This is a genomic window from Streptomyces sp. NPDC101234, from assembly GCF_044767525.1.
GTDB classification, from domain to species: Bacteria; Actinomycetota; Actinomycetes; order Streptomycetales; family Streptomycetaceae; genus Streptomyces; species Streptomyces sasae.
Window position 1 is genome coordinate 285,432 of sequence record NZ_JBIWOA010000001.1, and the last position, 20,925, is coordinate 306,356.

Below are 20,925 nucleotides of genomic sequence, written 5' to 3' on the forward strand. Positions count from 1 at the left end.
AGCGCGTATGACCCTCGCGCCCCAGGTTCCCGACACGCCCGCGGTCGCCGTACCCGAGGCGTCGACCGCGGCCTCCGGACCACCGCGCACCGTCCTGCCCGCCCCCGGCCCCGGCCGGCCCGGCGGGGAGCGGCGCCGCGCCCTCACGCGGCTGCGTGCCAGCGACGTCTTCGCGGTCGTCGGCGCCGCCCTCGGGTCGCTCTCCCTGACCTGGCTGCTGTTCACCAGGCTGCTGCCCTTCGACGGCGCGGTCGGCTTCGTCGTCATCGCCTATGCGCTGTTCCTGGCGCTGTACGCGCTGCTCGTGTCCTTCGACGAGGACGGCCCGGCCGTGGCCGACCGGATCGCCGGGGCCTTCGTCAGGTCGATGGGGCTGCTGCTGGTCGCGGTACTGGTCTTCGTCGTCGGGTACGCGCTGTGGGAGGGCCGCAGGGCGCTGCCCCACCTCAACTTCTTCACCCAGGACATGAAGCTGGCCGGCCCGCTGGACCCGCTGAGCGTCGGCGGCATCCTGCACGCGATCACCGGCACGCTCATGCAGATCACCATCGCGCTCGTCGTGACCGTGCCGATCGGCCTCATCTGCGCGGTGTTCCTCAACGAGGTCCCCGGCCGCTTCGCCCGGTTCGTCAGGACGATCGTCGAGGCGATGACCGCGTTGCCCTCGATCGTCGCCGGTCTGTTCATCTACGCGACCCTCATCCTGGGCCTGGGGCTGGACCGCTCCGGCCTCGCCGCCGCGCTGGCCCTGTCGGTGATGATGCTGCCGATCATCATCCGCGCCGCCGACGTCGTCATCCGCCTGGTGCCCGGCACGCTGCGCGAGGCGGCTTACGCCACCGGCGCCTCGCGCTGGCGCACGGTGTGGCATGTCGTGCTGCCCACCGCCCGCTCAGGCCTGACCACCGCCGTCATCCTCGGCACCGCACGCGGCATCGGCGAGACCTCCCCGGTCCTGCTCACCGCCGGTTTCACCGCCGAGATGAACCTCGACCCGACCTCGGGCCCGATGGTCTCCCTGCCGCTGGCCACCTTCACCTTCGTCCAGTCGCCCGAACCCGCCATGATCGCCCGCGGTTTCGGCACGGCGGCCACCCTGCTGGCGCTGGTGCTGCTGCTGTTCGTGGCCGCCCGCATCATCGGCGGCCGCGGCCCGGGGCATCTCACCCGCCGCCAGGAACACCGCCGCGTCACCGCCTCCCGCCGGGACGCCCAGCGCTTCGCGGTTCGCGACCGCGAGACCCCCAGCACCCCCCAAGACGCCGTCGGCACCTAGCCCCCGACTCCAACGCCCGTACGCATACGAGGAGTTCTCCCGTGAGACCCGCAACCGCCTTCCGTCTGGGGGCGACCGTCGCGGCGCTGCTGTGCGCGCTGCTCGCCGTCCATCCGCCGGACGCCCACGCCGTGTCGTACACGAAGATCACCGGCTCCGGTTCGACCTGGAGCTCCAACGCGCTCGACCAGTGGCGGCGCAACATCTCCGCCAACCTCGGCATGACCGTCAACTTCACCGCCAACGGCTCCTCGCAGGGCCGCGAGCAGTTCAAGAACGGTGTCGTCGACTTCGCCGTGTCGGAGATCCCGTACGGGCTCACCGAGCAGGGGGTCACCGACGCGCCGCCGACCCGCGGCTACGCGTACATGCCGATCGTGGCCGGTGGTACGGCCTTCATGTACAACCTCAAGATCGGCGGCAAGGCGGTGACGAACCTCCGGTTGTCCGGGGACTCCATCGCCAAGATGTTCACCGGCAGGATCACCATGTGGAACGCGCCGGAGATCAAGGCCGACAACCCCGGTCTGACCCTCCCCGCCCGCCGGATCGTCCCGGTGGTGCGCTCCGACGGCTCCGGTACGACGGCCCAGTTCACCACCTGGATGGCCAAGGAGCAGCCGGCCACCTGGAACGCGTACTGCGCACAGGTCGGGCGCGGCGGCAACTGCGGGATGACCTCGTACTACCCGGTGCTGACCGGCTCCTCGATGATCGCCAAGTCCGGCTCGCTCGGCGTCTCCGGTTTCGTCCGGCAGCCGCAGGCCGAGGGCTCGATCACCTACGTCGAGTACTCCTACGCCATCAAGACCGGCTTCCCGGTGGCCAAGATGCTCAACAGCTCGGGCTACTACGTCGAGCCGACCGCCTCCAGCGTGGCCGTCGCCCTCACCGGCGCGCAGATCGACCAGGACAAGAGCTCGTCCGACTACCTGACGCAGATCCTCGACAACGTCTACGAGAACAGCGACCGCCGCACCTACCCGATGTCGAGCTACAGCTACATGATCCTGCCGACGTCGATCGGCGGCGACAAGAACCCGATGACCGAGGCCAAGGGCCTCTCGCTGGGCACCTTCGGCCGCTACTTCCTCTGCGACGGCCAGCAGCAGGCCGAGGAGCTGGGCTACTCGCCGCTGCCGAAGAACCTGGTGCAGGCCGGGTTCGACCAGCTGGAGAAGGTGCCCGGCGCACCGACGTCGTCCATCAACATCAACGACTGCCGCAACCCCACCTTCTCCGGCGGCGTCAACACCCTGATCAAGAACGCCCCGTACCCCAAGTCCTGCGACAAGAAGGGCGCCACGCAGTGCTCCGACGGCACGGCGGGCGCCAAGACCCCGACCCAGGTGAACCAGTCGGCCAACGGCGGGTCCACATCCGGCGGGTCGGGCAGCGGCGGCGGCTCGGGCAGCGGCGGTTCGTCCGGTACGACGGGGGGTTCCGGCTCCTCGGGCGGCACCGACGCCAACGGTGACGGCAAGCCCGGCACGGGGACCTCGGCCGGCGGCACGGGCGGCGCCTCCGTCGACCCCGACACCGGCCAGGTCCTCGGCGACGGGGCGAGCACCGGCACCACGAACATCGCTGCGAATCCCATGAACGTCGGCTACGGCTCCCGACTCGGCATGCGCGGCGCGCTGATGGCGCTGTCCGCGGTGCTGCTGCTCGGGGTCGTGGTGGGACCGCCGCTCGTCGCCCGCACGATGGCGGCGCGGGCCCGGCGCAGAGGCGGTGCGGCATGAGGTTCGCGGCGTTCCGGTCGGCCGGACGGGCCCGGGTGGCGGCCGGGGTCGGCGCGCTGGCCGCGGCGGTGCTGGTGGGGCTGGCGCCGTTGCCCGCGCAGCCCGCCACGGCGGCCGGCACCGAGGACTCGGCGGTGACCGAGTCAGGGGCGAAGGGGCCGTACGACGACTTCTCCCGGCTCAAGGTCACCGTGCACCAGACGAAGGATCTGCGAGGGCAGGGGGTGAAGGTGACCTGGACCGGGGGCGGGCCGGGCAACGCCGAGGGCAAGCACGTGAACTTCCTCCAGGTCATGCAGTGCTGGGGCGACGACGCGGCGAACGGACCGGACCGCACGCAGTGCGAGTTCGGCACCGAGGCGGGCGCCTCGACCTACTACGAGGCCCTGCGGCAGGTTCCGCAGATCCTCGGCGACCCGGCGGAGACGCTGAAGGACCCGGACCGGTTCACCAACGCCTGGGTGCCCTTCAAGCCCGTGTCGGGAGCCGCGACGACCTCGTCCACCGACCACACCTACTTCGGCCCCGAGGACACCAACTCCCAGTCGTTCCTGCCGGACCAGGCCGACGGCAGCGGCGAGACGGTCTTCGAGATGAAGTCCTCGCGCGAGTCCCCGCACCTGGGCTGCGGGGCCCGCACCACCTCCTCGGGCACGGTCGAGCCCTGCTGGCTGGTGGTGGTCCCGCGCGGTACGCACGACCCGGACGGCAGCTCGCCCAGCGACAGCCAGCTGCGCACCTCCGCGCTCAGCCAGTCCAACTGGAACCAGCGGATCGTCTTCCGGCTCGACTTCCTGCCCGTCGGCGACAACTGCGCCGCCGACAAGGCGGAGCGCCGGGTGATCGGTTCCGAGCTGGTCACCGATGCGATCACCTCGTGGCAGGCCAAGCTGTGCGAGAGCGGCAGCAACCGGTTCACGTTCACACAGAGCGGCGAGGACTACGCCAGGTCGCAGATCACCGACCCCGGCACCTCGTCCCCCGGCCTGGCCTTCACGGTCGATCCCGTCGTGGCCCCCGAGGGGGCGGCGCCCGTGGTCCAGGCGCCCGTCGCGCTGAGCGGTCTGGCCGTCGGCTTCCTGTGGGAGGACCCGAAGCTCGGCGGCCACATGAAGGACATGAGACTGAACGCCCGGCTGCTCGCGAAGATGCTGACCGAGTCCTATTCGAGGGACGTGCGGCTGCTCACGTCGGGGCAGACGGTCCCCGACCATCTCAAGGGAAATCCGGTATCCATCGTCTCGGACCCCGAGTTCCTGGAACTGAATCCGGAGTTCAAGGGCGCCATCGATGCCGACGCACCCTTTCCCGTCATGGTGACCACCGACAACTCCGATGTGAACAAGGTGGTCTGGAACTATCTGCGGTCCGATACCGATGCACGGAACTTCCTGATCGGAAAGGCCGATCCGTGGGGGATGAAAATAAACCCCTACTACAAGGAACTGAACCTGGCCACGGACACCACCGTCAGTGACTTCCCCAAGGCCGACCCCACCACCACCACGGTGACCGCGGGCACGGCGTCCCTCGACTACGGCGTCCTGGACCTGGGCCCGTACGCGGCGGACATGCACGACGCCGCACTGAAAACCCGCCGGGGCAACGAGGGCAGCGCCTACCGGGTCGGCGAGAACATCCCCCCGAAGCTGGTCGGCGACACACCCGTCGCGGGACAGCGGCGCGCCTACGCCATCACGGACGCCGCCTCGGCCAGCCGCTACCAGCTCGACATCGCCGCGATGAAGAACGCCGACGGCGACTACGTCAAGCCGACCGGCACCTCGCTGCTGAAGGCCGCGGCCGAGATGCCCGATTCCTCGGTCAAAGGAGTGAAGGCGCCCGCCCCGGGAAGGGCCAGGAACGGCGCCTACCCGCTGGCCATCCCGGTCTACGCCGCCGCCTCGGTCGACCAGGCCAAGGACGTCCGTCAGGACTACGCGCGTCTCATCCGCTACGCGGCCGGCACCGGCCAGACCCAGGGCACCGCCCGCGGTGAACTGCCCCTGGGGTACGCCCCGCTGCCCACCGCCTGGCGCACCCAGGCCGAACAGGCCGCCGCCGTCCTGGAAAAGGGCGTCACCGGCTCCGACGACGGCGGTGGTGTCGCCGATTCCGGCAGCGGCGGCTCGTCGGGCGGCGGTTCCGGCGGCGCCGGAAGCGCGGGCGGTGCGGCCGGCGGCACCGGAACGGCCGGCGGGGGCGCCGCGACGCACGGCTCCTCCACCGCGCCCGGCTCGGCGTCGGGCGGCTCCGCCGGCCCGTCCGCCGCACCCGGCGATCCGGTCAAGCAGAACGTCGCCTCCTCCGGCGGGCTCACCCCGGCCGAGGCGCTCGGCATCATCCGCTGGGTGCTGCTCGCCGTGCTGATCGTCGGCGGCGCCGCCGCGCTGAGCGGACCGGTGCTGTGGCGGCTGTCCGCACGGCGCGGCGCCACCACGGGGGAGGCCCGATGAGCTGATACCGCCGGCATTTCCCCGGCGGACGCTCCGCCGGGGAAAACGCGTACCGATCAATGAATTCTCTATGTGTGACCTTGGAAATGTTCTCTTAACTCAATGGGCGGCTGGATTTGGTGGCCGCCGCGATCTGCCGTGCGGAATTGTTTACGGCGGTCGGCCTCGGGAAACCGGTCCCGGCCGTGCATTCCCCGGAAATCGTGCATTCCCCGGAATTCGTATTCACGGAGGAGAAACAGTGAACGTCAAGTCCCGTGCACGTCTCGGTGCTGTCGTCGGTGTCGCCGCCCTCGCCCTCGGTGCCATGGCCGCACCGGCCGTCGCGGACCCGGCGGACGGCAGCCACCGTCTGCTCGCCGGCGTCGGCTCCGACACCACGCAGGACGTCGTGAACGGCCTGAGCGAGACGGTCGACGGCGGCGGCACCATCGCCTCCTACGACGCCACCGGCTCCGCCACCATCCAGACGCGTGACACCGGCTGTGTCATCAACCGCCCCAACGGCTCCTCGGCGGGCATCGACGCGCTGCGCAACGCCGTCGACAACAACACCGGCTGCCTGGACTTCGCGCGCTCCTCGCGGGTGCCGGCCGACACCTCCACGACCGACCTCACCTGGATCCCGTTCGCCCGGGACGCCGTGACCGTCGCGGTCCGCTCGGACAGCGCCCTGAACAACAACCTGAACCTGACCACGGCCCAGCTGGCCGCCATCTACACCTGCCAGACCACGACCCTCAACGGCGTGACCCTGGCCCCGCTGCTGCCGCAGGCCAACTCCGGCACCCGCTCCTTCTTCCTCGGCCAGATCGGTGTGACCGAGGCCCAGGTCGGCTCCTGCGTCGGCACCATGGAGGAGCACGACGGCCGGTACCTGACGGCGGCCGGCAACATCGCGCCGTACTCCATCGCCAAGTACATCGCGCAGACCAGCGGTGTGGTCACCGACATCCACGGCAAGACCGTCCTCGGCGAGGTCAACGGCGTCTCCCCGACCAACGCCGACGGCACCCTGAACGTCAGCTTCCCCTACTCCCGCGACGTCTACGACGTCGTCCCGACCTCGAAGCTGAGCGACTCGGTCATCAACCCGACCTTCGTCGGCGCGAACTCCAGCGTCTGCGCCGAGACCGCCACGATCGAGCTCTACGGCTTCGGCGCGATCAGCAACTGCGGCACCACCACCCTCAAGGGCGAGCGCTGACCAGCACCTCTCCCTGAACCGCACCACGGCCGGGCACCCCTCGCGGGTGCCCGGCCCAGCGGCGCTTCCCACGCCCCGTTCCCGACCGCAACCACCTCTGGGGGGACCACCTCATGAACGGCCAGGCAACACCGAGATCGCCGCTGCGATCACCCGTCTCGCTGCTGATGTGCTGCGCGCTGCTGCTGGGCGCGCTCGCGAGCGTGCTGGCGTTCGCCGGGCGGGCGAGCGCCTTCACCTCGGCGGGCAAGTTCACGCTGTCGCCCGCCTCCGGCAGCATCACCGACGCGCCGATGGCGATCACGTCCGCCACCACCGACTCGCCCTGCCCGAGCGCCGCCACGATCATGTACATGTGGCTGCTCAAGCCGGGCAGCACCACCGCGGGCCTGCAGCTCGCCAAGAGCTCGGCCGGGGACACCATCTCCACGACCGCGCCCTTCACCGTCCCGATGACCGGCAGCACCGGCAACCCGTCCCTGGAGACCCGGCTGCGCGGCTACATCACGGACGGCTCCTCCCTGGACGGCCGGTACACGCTCGCCCTGGCCTGCGGCGCGGGCACCTCGGCCGCCGCGTTCATGGCCACCGTCCAGGTCAGCGGGACCACCTGGAGCCTCGTCCAGGCCCAGCCCACCACCACCGCCCTGACCGCGGACGGCGGCACGACCGGCGCCGCCCTCACCCTCACCGCCGCGCTGACCCCGAGCGGCGCCGCCGGAACCGTCGCCTTCTCGTACGCCACGAGCGCCGACGCCACGCGCACCTCGCTGGGCACGGCGACCGTCACCGACGGCAAGGCGGTGCTGACCACCACGGCCCCGGCGACCGCGGGCAGTTACCTGTACTACGCCACGTTCACACCCACCAGCACCGACGCCTACAGCCCCAGCGAGGCCTCGCAGCGCGTGGTGATCACCGCGCCGAGCCCCTCCCCGTCGCCCTCCGCCGGCACCAGCACCAGCCCGAGCCCCAGCGGCTCCGCGTCCCCCAGCGGCTCGTCCTCGCCCAGTGACTCGCCCTCCGCGTCCGCGTCCACGAACCCCGATCTCACCGTCACCGACGAGGACGGCAACACCCTGGGGGCCGACCCGAACCTGACGGCCGGTGAGAAGGTGAAGATCACGGCCCGCGGCTACGACGCCGGCGCCAAGGTCGGCGTCACCCTCGCCGACAGCGACGCCAAGTTCGGCGACGCCACCGCCGGCACCGACGGCACCGTCACCGACTACTCCTTCACCGTGCCGAAGGACATCGCCGACGGCGACCACGTCCTGACCTTCGCCCAGGCCGGCGGCAACAGCGTCGACTTCCCGTTCACCACGGGCGCGTCGAGCGGCAGCCCGAGCCCGTCCGCCGGTGACACCTCCGGCTCCGGCACCTCCGGCAGCGGCTCCTCCGCGGGCTCGTCCGGCGGTTCGGGAAGCGGTGCGATGGCCTCGACCGGTGCCCGGATCGGCGCGTACGGGGCCGGCGCGGTCGCCCTGCTGTGCGCGGGTGCCGCGCTGGTCGTGCACGTCCGCCGCAAGGGCCTGCTGACCTTCGCCGACGTGTTCGGCGGCGGCAACAGCGACACCCCGAAGCACCTGTGAGCCCACGTACACCCGACCGGCCCGGGACGGCACCGAACCCGTCCCGGGCCGCATCCGCCTGAGGAGCGCACCACCGTGACCGTGCTCGCCCCGCCGCCCCCGGCGCCTCCCCTCATCCGGCAGGCCGGGGAACGGCCGCCCGCGCGCCCCGGGCTCGCCCTGGCCGGGGCCGCGCTGTGCGTGCTCGCCGCCGTGCTGCTCGGCTTCGCCGCGAACCTCACCCTCGTCGGCCACCTCCAGCACGCCCGGGACCAGCGCACCCAGTACGCCGAACTGCGCAAGGAACTCGCCGAGGGCACCGCCCCCGTGGGTCAGCAGACCTACGACGGCAAGCCCCTCGCCCCCGGCGCCCCGGTTGCCCTGCTGCGCATCCCCGCGCTCGGCACGAAGGAGGTCGTCGGCGAGGGCACCACCTCCGGCATCCTCATGAAGGGGCCGGGGCACCGCCGCGACACCCCGCTGCCCGGCCAGGTCGGCACCGTCGTGATCATGGGCCGGCAGTGGGCCTACGGCAGTCCCTTCCTCAAGATCGGCGACCTGCCCGTCGGCAGCCGGATCGAGTTCACCACCGGCCAGGGCAGGTCCGTCTACGAGGTCACCGGCATCCGCCGGGCCGGCGACGAACTGCCCGCCCCCCTCACCTCGGGACAGGGCCGGCTGACCCTCATCACGGCCACCGGCGGCCCGTACACCCCGAACGGCGTGCTGCGCGTCGACGCCCGCCTGGTCACCGCCGTCCAGCCCAACCCGCCCCGGCTGCTGCAGACCGGCTGGATCACCCCGGCCGAGGAGGCCCTCGGCACCGACGGCGACGCCTGGCTCGCGGTCTTCCTCTGGTCCCAGGCGCTGCTGGCCGCCGCGCTGCTGACCGTGTGGACGTACCGCGCCTGGGGCCGCTGGAAGACCTGGATCTGCGCGGTGCCGGTCCTGCTCTCCCTCGGGCTCGCCGTCTCCTCGGCCCTCACCCGGCTGCTGCCGAACGTCCTGTGACCCCCCTGAAATAGCGTTCTGATACGGGAGTTGATGCACGGTGTCGTCGTCCGACTTCATCGACACGATCGTCCAGCCGGCCGTCGTCCCCGGCGCCGGACCCGCCGCCGGACCGGCCACCCTCCAGGCCGAGGAGGTCTCCGCCTGGTTCGGCGACCACAAGGTCCTCGACCGGGTCTCGCTGACCATGCCCGCCCGCCGGGTGACCGCGCTCATCGGCCCGTCCGGCTGCGGAAAGTCGACGTTCCTGCGCATCCTCAACCGGATGCACGAGCTGATCGGCTCGGCCTCGCTCTCCGGCCGCGTGCTGCTCGACGGCGACGACATCTACGACCGCGGCCGCCGCATCACCCACGCCCGCCGTGAGATCGGCATGGTCTTCCAGAAGCCCAATCCGTTCCCGGCGATGTCGATCTACGACAACGTCGTGGCCGGACTCAGGCTCAACGGCGTGAAGGCGACCCGCGAGAACAAGGACGACCTGGTCGAGGAGTGCCTGACCAAGGGCGGCCTGTGGAAAGAGGTCAGGGACCGGCTCCGCCAGCCCGGCGGCGCGCTCTCCGGCGGCCAGCAGCAACGCCTGTGCATCGCCCGCTCGCTGGCCGTACGGCCCAGGGTGCTGCTGATGGACGAACCCTGCTCCGCCCTCGACCCGACCTCCACCCGGCGCATCGAGGAGACCATCGCCGAGCTCAAGTCCGAGGTGACCATCGTCATCGTCACCCACAACATGCAGCAGGCGGTCCGGGTCTCCGACAAGTGCGCGTTCTTCCTCGCCGCCCAGGGCACCCCGGGTGTGATCGTCGAACACGGCGACACGGACGCGATGTTCCACTCCCCGCAGGACGAGCGCACGTCGGACTACGTGAACGGACGGTTCGGGTGACGGCCGGTCCGGGACGGGCGCTGCGGGCACCCGTCGCCCTGCTTACCGGGATCCTGCTCGCCGGCTGCGCGGAGGCGCAGGGTGTGGACGCGGCACGGACGGGCGACACGGCGTCGGCCACGCGGTCCGGTGCCGCCGTCGCGGCGGGGGACACCGGCCGTGCCGTACCGCCCGCCCACGCGTCGCCCTCCCCGAGCGCCACCCGCACGCACACCCGTGTCGTGCGCGCGCCGGCGCCGACGGCTACGACCCGGTCGCCCGCCCCCGCGGCCACCCGCGTCAAGGGGCCCGATCTCTCCCGGACCCCGTCCCCGTCCCCGTCGCCCACCGCCTCCGCGAAGGCGACGGCCAGGGCAGTCGGCCTCACCGCGGCCGTCGGCCGCGCCGTCATCCGCATCGGCGACTGGTCGTCGTACGTCGCCCGCGGCGGCCAGGACGCGGTCGACGCCTGCCGGAACGCCGTGCAGTGGACCGGCCCCGACATCGGCCGCGAGGACGGCTACAAGCTGCGCACCGTCGTGATCGTCGGCCACGACTACTGCGGCGGCTACGACCGCTTCGCGCAGCTCCCCCAGGGCACCCGGGTCACCCTCACCACCACCAGGGGCACCTACACCTACGAGGTGTACGCCGACTACGTGACCCCCGGCCGGGGAGTACCCGCGGCCGGGCTGTACTGGGGCGATCTCACGCTCCAGTCCTGCGTCGGCCCGGACACCGGCTTCAGCTACCTCGTGCGGCTCTGACGGAGGCCTCCGGGCGGGGCAGGTGTCACGGCGCGCTCGGCCACACCAGCAGCATGTACGCCCCGAAGTACGCGGATCCCAGGACCGCCGCCGTCAGTACGAGCGCGCGCAGTCGTCCCGAGGCGCGGGCGAGATACCCGGCGACCGGCAGCAGCAGCGGGAAGCCGGGGAGCAGGAAGCGGGCGCGCGGGAAGTAGACGCCGCCGCTGGCCAGCACGATCACCAGCAGGACTCCGGTGAACACCAGCAGCGGCACCGGCTGCCGGTCCCACACCGCGCACCCGAACAGCACCACCGACACCAGCATCGTCAGGCTCACCACGACCAGGAACAGCTCCGGCCGCGAGACCTGCCCGAACAGCTGCCGCAGCCAGCGCACGGTCTGCGCCCCGCCGTCCAGCTCGTTGTGCCACATCCGCTGTACGGCGAAATAGCCGTCCCAGCGGCCGAGTCTGAGCCCCACCCAGCCGACGTACGCGCACCAGCCGAGCGGGGCCGCGAGAGCCGCCGTCAGGGCGCGTGCCGAGAAGCGGGAACGCAGGGAGAGCAGCGCGGTCACCGTGACGGCCGCGGCCACCGCGATGCCCGTCGGCCGGGTCAGCCCGGCGAGGACCGAGCCCGCCGCCGCCCACAGCCAGCGTTCGTCCAGCACCGCGTACAGCGTCCACGCGGCGAACGCCGTGAACAGCGACTCGGTGTACCCCATCCACTGGACCAGAGCCACCGGGTACGCCGCCCACAACACGGTGAGCAGCACCCCTGTGCGGCGCCCCGCCACCCGGTCGCCCACCGCGAACACCCCCCAGGCCGCGAGGAGCGACGCGAGCACGGCGATGCCCAGGCCGGTGCTGGCGCGGGTGCCCGGGGTCAGGACGGCGACGGCCTTCACCAGCAGCGGGTACAGCGGGAAGAACGCCAGGTTGTTGTGGTCGTACGCGAGGCCCAGCTCGTGCGCGTACCCGTGGTCGGCGATCCCGAGATACCAGCGGGAGTCCCACTGCGTCGCCAGCATCGGCCACACCCCGTGGTGCCGCCGGTGCGCCCAGACGGCGAAGAACGCCAGCCCGGTCAGCCGTACGGCGAGATACGCGGCGAGTGCGGGAGCCGCCCGGCGCAGGGCGTGCCGGGGGACGGGCGCCATGGGTCGGTGGGGTCGTCGTCGGGTGCCCGGGATGTGCCCGCTGGGGACGGTGTCGGGGGCGGTCGAGGACACGGCGGCGGCTCCAGTGCGACGGCTGCGGCGGGCGGTACCGGTGCGTTCGGCAGCGGTTCGTTCGATACCGGTTCGTTCGGTACCGGTTCACCGTTCCCCGGGAGCCGGGGCGGGGAGCGGTGGGTGGGGCGGTCGCCGCCGCGAAATCACCCGTTGGGGTGCCCCCGGGAGGGGAGGCACCCCGACGGGATGTCAGATGCCGGCCGCCGCCGACAGGTCGTGCTTGATCGCGGCCAGCGTCCTGGCCGCCTCGGCGTGGGCCGCCGGGAGGTCGGCGTGCGCGGTCACCGGGACCACGACCTCCAGGTAGCACTTCAGCTTGGGCTCGGTGCCGCTGGGGCGGACGATGACCCGGGCGCCGGTGAGGGTGTAGCGCAGGCCGTCGGTGGGGGGCAGCTTGTCGGTGCCCTGGGTGAGGTCCTCGGCCTTGGTGACGGCGCGGCCCGCGAGTTCGGTGGGGGGCTGCTCGCGCAGGCGCCGCATCGCGTCGGCGATGAGGGAGAGGTCCTGGACGCGGACCGAGAGCTGGTCGGTGGCGTGCAGGCCGTGCTCCACGGCGAGGTCGTCGAGGAGGTCGAGGAGGGTGCGGCCCTCCTCCTTGAGCTGTGAGGCGAGTTCCGTGATCAGGAGGGCCGCCGTGATGCCGTCCTTGTCGCGGACGCCCTCCGGGTCGACGCAGTAGCCGAGGGCCTCCTCGTAGCCGTAGCGCAGGCCGTCGACGCGGGCGATCCACTTGAAGCCGGTGAGGGTCTCCTCGTACGGCAGTCCCGCCTTCTCGGCGATCCGGCCGAGGAGGGAGGAGGAGACGATCGACTCGGCGAACACGCCGGCCGCGCCGCGCCGGACCAGGTGGGCGGCGAGCAGCGAGCCGACCTCGTCGCCGCGGAGCATGCGCCAGGCGTCGCCGTCCTTGACGGCCACCGCGCAGCGGTCCGCGTCCGGGTCGTTGGCGATGATCAGGTCGGGGTTCGTCTCGCGGGCCCGGGCGAAGGAGAGGTCCATCGCGCCGGGTTCTTCCGGGTTGGGGAAGGCGACGGTGGGGAAGTCCGGGTCCGGGTCGGCCTGTTCGGCGACGAGTACGGGGGTGGGGAAGCCGGCGCGGGCGAAGGCGGCGAGGAGGGTGTCCCTGCCCACGCCGTGCATGGCCGTGTAGACCGTGCGGGCGGTGCGGGGGGAGCCGGGGGCCAGGACGGCGTCCGTACGGGCCAGGTAGGCGTCCAGGACGGTGTCGTCGAGGGTTTCCCAGCCGGTGTCCGGGCGGGGGATGTCGTGCAGGCTCGCGATGGCGTCGATCTCGGCGGCGATCTCCGCGTCCGCCGGCGGGACGATCTGGGAGCCGTCGCCGAGGTAGACCTTGTAGCCGTTGTCGCGGGGCGGGTTGTGGCTGGCGGTGACCTCGATGCCGGCGACCGCGCCCAGGTGACGTATGGCGAACGCCAGGACGGGGGTGGGGAGGGGGCGGGGCAGTACGGCCGCGCGGAGGCCGGCGCCGGTCATCACGGCGGCGGTGTCGCGGGCGAAGTCGGCGGACTTGTGGCGGGCGTCGTAGCCGATGACGACGGTGCCGGTGCCCTGGCCCTGCTTCTTCAGGTACGCGGCGAGACCGGCCGCGGCGCGGATCACGACGGCGCGGTTCATGCGCATCGGGCCGGCGCCCAGCTCACCGCGCAGGCCGGCGGTGCCGAACTGCAGCGTGCCGGCGAATCGGGCCGACAGTTCCTCCGTGTCGCCGGTGTCGATGAGCTTGGCCAGCTCGTCGCGGGTGTCCGGGTCGGGGTCCTCGGCGAGCCAGGTCCTGGCCCGGGCGATGAGATCGTCTTGCACGGTCGGTCTCCTGGTCTCGGGTGGTCCGCGTGGATGCCTGCGGCGCCGGTGCGGCTTCGGTGGGGGTGCGCGTAGCGCCTACGGGCGGTGGGTGGGTCGGGGCCGGGCGGGGGAGTCTCCGTCCTCGGGTCGGCGGTGCTGTCTCTCGGGCTGCGCGGGGTGCCGAACGCCGACCGCTGCGGGCGGAAACTCCCCACCCCGTCCCCTTCTCACCGTGGGCGGCTTCAGAGTCCCACCAACCGTCGGAGACGGTGACTGCGGCACTCCGGGTTCGTCGTCGCCCGTCTGCCGACGGTGGCTGCAGCGCCCCGTCAGGGGCGCTGGGGGTACCCCCGGCCGAAGGCTGGGGGTACCCCCAGCCTTCGGCCGGGGGAGGAGCTGCGCGATCGGCCACGACGAGCCCGTAGCCGCCTTACGACCGTCGTGGCACCCCCTACGGCGTTCTTCAGAGCCTGCCCAGTACCTGCGCCAGCAAGGAACCCATCCGCGCGGCACTGTCCCTACCCGCCTGCAGGACCTCCTCGTGGTTCAGCGGCTCGCCGGTCATGCCCGCCGCCAGGTTGGTCACCAGCGAGATACCCAGTACTTCGGCGCCCGCCTCGCGCGCGGCGATCGCTTCGAGGACCGTCGACATGCCCACCAGGTCCGCGCCGATCACGCGGGCCATGCGGATCTCGGCCGGGGTCTCGTAGTGCGGGCCGGGGAACTGGGCGTAGACGCCCTCTTCGAGGCTGGGGTCGATCTCCTTGCACAGGGCGCGCAGACGGGGGGAGTAGAGATCGGTGAGGTCGACGAAGTTGGCGCCGACGATGGGGGAGGTCGCCGTCAGGTTGATGTGGTCGCTGATCAGGACCGGCTGGCCGGGGCGCATGCCCTCGCGCAGGCCGCCGCAGCCGTTGGTGAGGACGATCGTCTTGCAGCCGGCGGCCACGGCGGTGCGGACGCCGTGTGCGACGGCGGCCACGCCCCGGCCCTCGTAGTAGTGCGTGCGGCCCAGGAAGACCAGCGCGCGCTTGTCACCGATGGCGTAGGAGCGGATCTTGCCCCCGTGCCCCTCGACGGCCGGCGGCGGGAAGCCGGGCAGCTCGGTGACCTGGAACTCGGCGTCGGGAGCGCCCAGGGCGTCGACGGCCGGAGCCCAGCCGGAGCCCATCACGAGGGCGACGTCGTGGGTGTCGGCGCCCGTGAGCTCGCGCAGGCGAGCGGCGGCCGCGTCGGCGGCGGCGTGGGGGTCGCCCTGGATGTCGTCCGGAAGAAGAGATGCGTTCACGCCGATGAGAGTAGCCGGTCTGGGCCTACGCGCGTAGATGACGGAGGTCACGGGATGGCGATCGTTGTCTTGTCGTTTCCAACGAGGGGTGCGGGTGAGGGTGGTCACTCGTCGGTGACGGCCCTTGCCGACCGTCCAGCCGGTCACCGGCCGCCGCGGCCTGCCTCAGCAGGGGCGCTTGCGCAGCTCCATCACGTAGTCGTGGGGCGCACCCGCCGATTCCGCCGCGTCCGCGATCTCGCCCAGGTAGCGCGCGGACGGGAGGCCGCCCTCGTAGCCGTCCAGGACGTAGAGCCAGGCGGTCTCCTCGCCCTCCAGGGTGTGGACACGGACCCGGGCGCGGCGGTAGATGCCCAGGCCGACACCTTCCCAGCGGTCCATGGACTCCTCGTCCATCGGCGCGATGTCGTAGAGGCCGACGAAGACCTGGGAGAGGGGGTCCTCGACGATCGTCGCCAGCGCGCCTTCCCAGCCCATCTGCTCCCCGCCGAAGGTCAGCCGCCAGCCGTTCAGCCATCCGGTGGCGCGCAGGGGGGAGTGCGGGGCGCGGCGGGACATCAGCCGCGCGTCGAGATTGCCGGCGTACCCGGCGTAGAGCGACGACATGGAGAGAGGGTACGGCAGCCGTCCCGGGTGTCACTCCTGCCCCAGGAAGCACCGGGTGCCGCCCCCCGGGCAGTAGCACCTTGAGGCGTGCGGGACAATGGAGTACGTGACTCGGATCGTGATCATCGGTGGCGGACCCGGCGGCTATGAAGCGGCGCTGGTGGCCGCGCAGCTCGGCGCGGAGGTGACCGTCGTCGACTGCGACGGTCTGGGCGGGGCGTCGGTGCTGACCGACTGCGTGCCGTCGAAGACCCTTATCGCTACGGCCGAGGTCATGACGACCTTCGATTCGTCGTACGAGGAATTGGGGATCATCGTCGCCGATGACACTCCGCCGCTGGAGCAGGCGGCGCGGGTGGTCGGGGTCGATCTGGGGAAGGTCAACCGGCGTGTGAAGCGGCTCGCGCTTGCCCAGTCGCACGACATCACGGCCTCGGTGACGCGTGCGGGTGCGCGGGTCATGCGGGGGCGGGGGCGGCTGGAGGGCATGCAGGCCCTGGACGGGTCGCGGAAGGTCGTCGTCACCACCGCGGACGGCAGTGAGGAGACTCTTGTCGCGGACGCGGTGCTGATCGCCACCGGTGGTCATCCCCGTGAGGTGCCCGACGCCCTGCCCGACGGCGAGCGGATCCTGAACTGGACGCAGGTGTACGACCTGACCGAGCTGCCCGAGGAGCTCATCGTGGTCGGGTCGGGTGTGACCGGTGCCGAGTTCGCCGGTGCCTATCAGGCGCTGGGGTCGAAGGTCACGCTGGTGTCGTCGCGGGACCGGGTGCTGCCCGGTGAGGACCCGGACGCGGCGGCCGTGCTGGAGGACGTCTTCCGGCGGCGGGGCATGAACGTCATGGCCCGGTCGCGGGCTGCCGCCGCCAAGCGGGTGGGGGACCGGGTCGAGGTCACGCTCGCGGACGGACGGGTCATCAGCGGGTCGCACTGTCTGATGGCCGTGGGTGCCATTCCGAACAGCGCGGGTCTCGGACTGGAGGAAGCGGGCGTCAAGCTGCGCGACTCCGGGCACATCTGGACCGACAAGGTGAGCCGGACGAGCGCGCCGGGTGTGTATGCGGCCGGTGACGTGACCGGGGTCTTCGCTCTCGCGTCGGTCGCCGCCATGCAGGGTCGTATCGCCATGTACCACTTCCTCGGTGATGCCGTGGCGCCGCTGAACCTGAAGACCGTGTCGTCGAACGTGTTCACCGACCCGGAGATCGCGACGGTGGGCTACACGCAGGCGGACGTGGACGCTGGGAAGATCGACGCCCGGGTGGTGAAGCTGCCGCTGCTGCGCAACCCGCGCGCCAAGATGCAGGGCATCCGGGACGGCTTCGTGAAGTTGTTCTGCCGGCCGGGGACGGGGATCGTGGTGGGCGGTGTGGTCGTGTCGCCGCGCGCCTCGGAGCTCATCCATCCGATCTCGATCGCCGTCGACAACAATCTGACGGTCGAACAGATCGCGAACGCGTTCACCGTGTATCCGTCCCTTTCGGGGTCGATCGCCGAGGTCGCACGGCAGCTGCACACCCGGAAGACCGGCAGCGAGCTCTGACGGCCGGAACCGACTCCCCGCTGGTCACGGGGAGTTGTCGAGCATGCGTGCGGCATAGGCGGCTGGCCCAGGCTCTATACCACTTGCGACCCTGCTGTGCGAACAACTTCTGCTATTCGGCGCAAACTGCTGAAAGCAGACGGTCGTTGGGGTTACTGTCAGTTTCGTGTTCGCTGCAGAACGTCGCCAATTGATCCTCGAAATGGTGCGAGCGAACGGGGCCGTGTCGCTCCGTGAGCTCGCCCGCGTCGTCCAGACCTCCGAAGTGACCGTACGGCGGGACGTGCGCGCACTGGAGGCAGAAGGACTCCTCGACCGCCGGCATGGCGGTGCGGTACTGCCGGGCGGGTTCACGCGGGAGTCCGGCTTTCCGCAGAAGTCTCATCTCGCGACCGCCGAGAAGACGGCCATCGCCGATCTCGCCGCGGGCCTCGTCGAAGAAGGCGAGGCCATCGTGGTCGGGGCGGGAACCACCACACAGGAACTCGCACGCCGGCTGGCGCGGGTACCCGGACTCACCGTCGTCACCAATTCCCTGCTGGTGGCGCAGGCGTTGGCCCATGCCAACAGAGTCGAGGTCGTGATGACCGGCGGGACCCTGCGCGGTTCCAACTACGCCCTCGTCGGCTCCGGTGCGGAGCAGTCCCTGCAGGGGCTGCGGGTCTCGAAGGCCTTCCTGTCGGGCAGCGGCCTGACGGCCGAGCGGGGACTGTCCACGTCCAACATGCTGTCGGCGTCCGTCGACCGGGCGCTGGTGCAGGCCGCCTCGGAGGTCGTGGTCCTCGCCGACCACACCAAGCTCGGTACCGACACGATGTTCCAGACGGTGCCGACCGACCTCATCACCCGGCTGGTCACCGACGAGCCTCCCGCCCACGACGACCGGGCGGCCACCGAGCTCCAGGCCCTCGCCGATCAGGGGGTGCAGATCGCCGTGGCCGGGGCGTCGGGAAACCCGGGGGGTGATCAGGTCCCGGCGCGGCAACAGCATCAACAGCGTCGGGACGTGTCCCTTCCGGGGCCGCGGCGAGGCGTGCCGGGGAACGGGCTGCGGTCCGCGTCGGTGCTGGGGGAGCCGCCGGCCGGAGCCGAGCGGGGGCGGGTCGCCGATATGCGGCGGCGCTGAGCGCCACTGCGGAGTCAGGGTTTGAGCCCCTTCAACGTCAGGGTCAGCAAGCGGTCCGCCAACCCCGGGTCTCCCGGTGACTCCTCACTTGCCAGGGCGATGGCATGTGTGAGTTGGAGCAGGTCGGCGATCTGTACGTCTTCGCGTACCGTCCCCGCCTCCTGAGCGCGGGTCAGCAGTGCGGCGCCCGCCTCCCTCATCGGGGTGCCGCAGCGGGACAGGGCCGAGGCAGAGTCGGTGGACGACACCGACATCAGGGTCCTCGACAGGCCCCGGTACTCCGCCGCGTGGCTGACCACCTCGTGGAGCCAGGTCAGCAGGGCCTGGCACGGGTCGGGGGCGGTCAGCAACTCGCGGGCCCGGAACAGGAGTTCGTTCACCGCGTCCTCGAACACCGCGCTCATCAGGGCGTGCCGGTTCGGGAAGTGGCGGTAGAGGGTGCCGATGCCCACGCCCGCCCGGCGGGCCACATCCTCCAGCGAGGCGTCGGTGCCGTGCTCGGCGAACACCGTGCGGGCCTCGGCGAGCAGCCGGTCGTGGTTGCGGCGGGCGTCGGCACGCATGGGCCGTTCCAGAAAGTCGGGTGCCCGGCGAACGGTCGGATGCCGTTCGCCGGGCGACGCGGTTCGGGGTGTGGTCAGTCCTTGATCTCGCAGATCAGGGCGCCGGAGGTGAGGGAGGCGCCGACCTCGGCGGCGAGGCCCTTGACGGTGCCGGCCTTGTGGGCGTTGAGCGGCTGCTCCATCTTCATGGCCTCCAGGACGACGATCAGATCGCCTTCCTTGACCTCCTGGCCCTCCTCGACCGCGACCTTGACGATCGTGCCCTGCATGGGCGAGGCGAGGCTGTCACCGGAGGCGGCCGGGCCCGACTTCTTGGCGGCGCGGCGCTTGGGCTTGGCACCGGCGGCGAGGCCGGTGCGGGCCAGGGTCATGCCCAGGGACGCGGGCAGGGAGACCTCGAGACGCTTGCCGCCGACCTCGACGACGACCGTCTCACGGCCGTTCTCCTCCTCGGCCTCGGCGTCGGCCGGGGCGGTGAAGGGCTTGATCTCGTTGACGAACTCGGTCTCGATCCAGCGGGTGTGGACCGTGAAGGGGTCCTCGGAGCCGGTGAGCTCGGGGCCGAACGCGGGGTCGCGGACGACGACGCGGTGGAAGGGGATGGCGGTGGCCATGCCCTCGACCTGGAACTCGTCCAGGGCCCGGGCGGCCCGCTGGAGCGCCTCGGCGCGGGTGCGGCCGGTGACGATCAGCTTGGCGAGCAGGGAGTCCCAGGCCGGACCGATGACCGATCCGGCCTCGACGCCGGCGTCCAGGCGGACACCGGGGCCGGAGGGCGCGTCGAAGCGGGTGACGGTGCCCGGGGCGGGCAGGAAGTTACGGCCCGGGTCCTCGCCGTTGATCCGGAACTCGAACGAATGACCGCGCAGCTCCGGGTCGCCGTAGCCGAGTGCCTCGCCGTCGGCGATCCGGAACATCTCACGGACCAGGTCGATACCGGCGACCTCCTCGGTCACCGGGTGCTCGACCTGCAGACGGGTGTTGACCTCCAGGAACGAGATCGTGCCGTCCTGGCCGACCAGGAACTCACAGGTACCCGCACCGACGTAGCCGGCCTCGCGCAGGATCGCCTTGGACGCCTGGTAGAGCTGGGCGGTCTGCTCCTGTGTCAGGAAGGGCGCGGGGGCCTCCTCGACGAGCTTCTGGTGGCGGCGCTGCAGCGAGCAGTCACGGGTGGAGACGACGACCACGTTGCCGTGGGTGTCCGCCAGGCACTGGGTCTCCACGTGGCGGGGGCGGTCGAGGTAGCGCTCGACGAAGCACTCGCCGCGGCCGAACGCGGCCACCGCCTCACGCACCGCCGACTCGTACAGCTCCGGGACCTCCTCCAGGGTACGGGCGACCTTCAGACCGCGTCCGCCACCGCCGAAGGCCGCCTTGATGGCGATCGGCAGGCCGTGCTCGGCGGCGAACGCCACCACCTCGTCGGCACCCGCGACCGGGTCCGGGGTACCGGCGACCAGCGGGGCACCGGCACGCTGGGCGATGTGACGGGCCGCCACCTTGTCACCCAGGTCCCGGATCGCCTGCGGCGGCGGGCCGATCCAGGTCAGGCCCGCGTCCAGGACCGCCTGCGCGAACTCCGCGTTCTCCGAGAGGAAGCCGTAGCCCGGATGAACGGCGTCCGCCCCGGCCTCACGCGCCGCGTTGAGGACCTTGTCGAAGTCCAGGTAGCTGGTGGCCGGGGTGTCACCGCCCAGGGCGAACGCCTCATCCGCGGCGCGGACATGCAGAGCATCCCGGTCCGGGTCCGCGTAGACGGCCACGCTCCCGATCCCGGCGTCCCGGCAGGCCCGGGCCACGCGGACAGCGATTTCGCCACGGTTGGCGATGAGCACCTTGCGCACGATTGAGGCTCCCTCCTTGAAACAAGCCGAGT

General features: G+C 71.7%; 16 protein-coding genes. 10 read left to right on the forward strand and 6 right to left on the reverse strand.

Features of this window, described 5'->3' with window-relative positions; genetic code table 11:
• Positions 1-7 precede the first annotated feature (7 nt).
• From pstA to ACIRR9_RS01425, 8 genes are all read left to right on the forward strand, one after another.
• The gene (gene pstA, locus ACIRR9_RS01390; protein WP_403746322.1) at positions 8-1,276 is read left to right on the forward strand and encodes a phosphate ABC transporter permease PstA; all 1,269 of its coding nucleotides are present in this window, start codon (positions 8-10) and stop codon (positions 1,274-1,276) included.
• A gap of 41 nt (positions 1,277-1,317) precedes the next feature.
• Positions 1,318-3,021, forward strand: coding sequence for a phosphate ABC transporter substrate-binding protein PstS (gene pstS / locus ACIRR9_RS01395; protein WP_403746324.1), 1,704 nt, complete (start codon positions 1,318-1,320; stop codon positions 3,019-3,021).
• Entirely contained in the window at positions 3,018-5,477 is a 2,460-nt protein-coding gene (locus ACIRR9_RS01400; RefSeq protein ID WP_403746327.1) for a hypothetical protein, read from the forward strand. The genes pstS and ACIRR9_RS01400 overlap by 4 nt, the downstream gene beginning before the upstream one ends.
• Positions 5,478-5,718: 241 nt before the next feature.
• Positions 5,719-6,684 carry a substrate-binding domain-containing protein gene (locus tag ACIRR9_RS01405; RefSeq protein ID WP_403746330.1) on the forward strand — a complete coding sequence of 322 codons (966 nt, stop codon included), beginning with the start codon at positions 5,719-5,721 and terminating at the stop codon, positions 6,682-6,684.
• Positions 6,685-6,797: 113 nt separating this feature from the next.
• Positions 6,798-8,276, forward strand: a complete 1,479-nt coding sequence (locus ACIRR9_RS01410; protein WP_403746332.1) for a hypothetical protein — start codon at positions 6,798-6,800, stop codon at positions 8,274-8,276.
• Between the two features lie 75 nt (positions 8,277-8,351).
• Complete coding sequence (locus tag ACIRR9_RS01415; RefSeq protein WP_403746334.1) at positions 8,352-9,266, forward strand: sortase; 915 nt, start codon at positions 8,352-8,354, stop codon at positions 9,264-9,266.
• A 67-nt stretch (positions 9,267-9,333) separates the two neighbouring features.
• Entirely contained in the window at positions 9,334-10,152 is an 819-nt protein-coding gene (gene pstB, locus ACIRR9_RS01420) for a phosphate ABC transporter ATP-binding protein PstB (protein ID WP_403747018.1), read from the forward strand.
• Positions 10,149-10,898, forward strand: coding sequence for a hypothetical protein (locus ACIRR9_RS01425; protein ID WP_403746337.1), 750 nt, complete (start codon positions 10,149-10,151; stop codon positions 10,896-10,898). Before pstB ends, ACIRR9_RS01425 begins: the two co-directional genes overlap by 4 nt.
• Positions 10,899-10,923: 25 nt before the next feature.
• Here the strand turns inward: ACIRR9_RS01425 and ACIRR9_RS01430 are convergent, their stop codons facing one another.
• From ACIRR9_RS01430 to ACIRR9_RS01445, 4 genes are all read right to left on the reverse strand, one after another.
• Positions 10,924-12,111, reverse strand: coding sequence for a hypothetical protein (locus ACIRR9_RS01430; protein ID WP_403746340.1), 1,188 nt, complete (start codon positions 12,109-12,111; stop codon positions 10,924-10,926).
• A gap of 192 nt (positions 12,112-12,303) precedes the next feature.
• Positions 12,304-13,935 carry a phospho-sugar mutase gene (locus tag ACIRR9_RS01435; RefSeq protein WP_403746343.1) on the reverse strand — a complete coding sequence of 544 codons (1,632 nt, stop codon included), beginning with the start codon at positions 13,933-13,935 and terminating at the stop codon, positions 12,304-12,306.
• Positions 13,936-14,380: 445 nt separating this feature from the next.
• Positions 14,381-15,205: a purine-nucleoside phosphorylase gene (locus ACIRR9_RS01440; protein ID WP_403746346.1), complete on the reverse strand. Its 825-nt coding sequence runs from the start codon at positions 15,203-15,205 to the stop codon at positions 14,381-14,383.
• A gap of 165 nt (positions 15,206-15,370) precedes the next feature.
• Positions 15,371-15,811 (reverse strand): gamma-glutamylcyclotransferase, encoded by a 441-nt coding sequence (locus ACIRR9_RS01445; protein ID WP_365336545.1) that lies wholly within the window; start codon positions 15,809-15,811, stop codon positions 15,371-15,373.
• A 97-nt stretch (positions 15,812-15,908) separates the two neighbouring features.
• Here ACIRR9_RS01445 and ACIRR9_RS01450 point away from each other — a divergent pair, with 97 nt between their 5' ends.
• Entirely contained in the window at positions 15,909-17,357 is a 1,449-nt protein-coding gene (locus ACIRR9_RS01450) for an NAD(P)H-quinone dehydrogenase (RefSeq protein ID WP_403746349.1), read from the forward strand.
• A gap of 166 nt (positions 17,358-17,523) precedes the next feature.
• Entirely contained in the window at positions 17,524-18,483 is a 960-nt protein-coding gene (locus ACIRR9_RS01455; RefSeq protein WP_316777354.1) for a DeoR/GlpR family DNA-binding transcription regulator, read from the forward strand.
• A gap of 14 nt (positions 18,484-18,497) precedes the next feature.
• On the opposite strand, the gene ACIRR9_RS01460 is transcribed toward ACIRR9_RS01455, so the two are convergent.
• Together ACIRR9_RS01460 and ACIRR9_RS01465 are read right to left on the reverse strand one after the other, a co-directional pair.
• Complete coding sequence (locus tag ACIRR9_RS01460; protein ID WP_403746353.1) at positions 18,498-19,046, reverse strand: TetR/AcrR family transcriptional regulator; 549 nt, start codon at positions 19,044-19,046, stop codon at positions 18,498-18,500.
• Between the two features lie 74 nt (positions 19,047-19,120).
• Positions 19,121-20,893, reverse strand: coding sequence for an acetyl/propionyl/methylcrotonyl-CoA carboxylase subunit alpha (locus ACIRR9_RS01465; protein ID WP_403746356.1), 1,773 nt, complete (start codon positions 20,891-20,893; stop codon positions 19,121-19,123).
• Positions 20,894-20,925 lie beyond the last annotated feature (32 nt).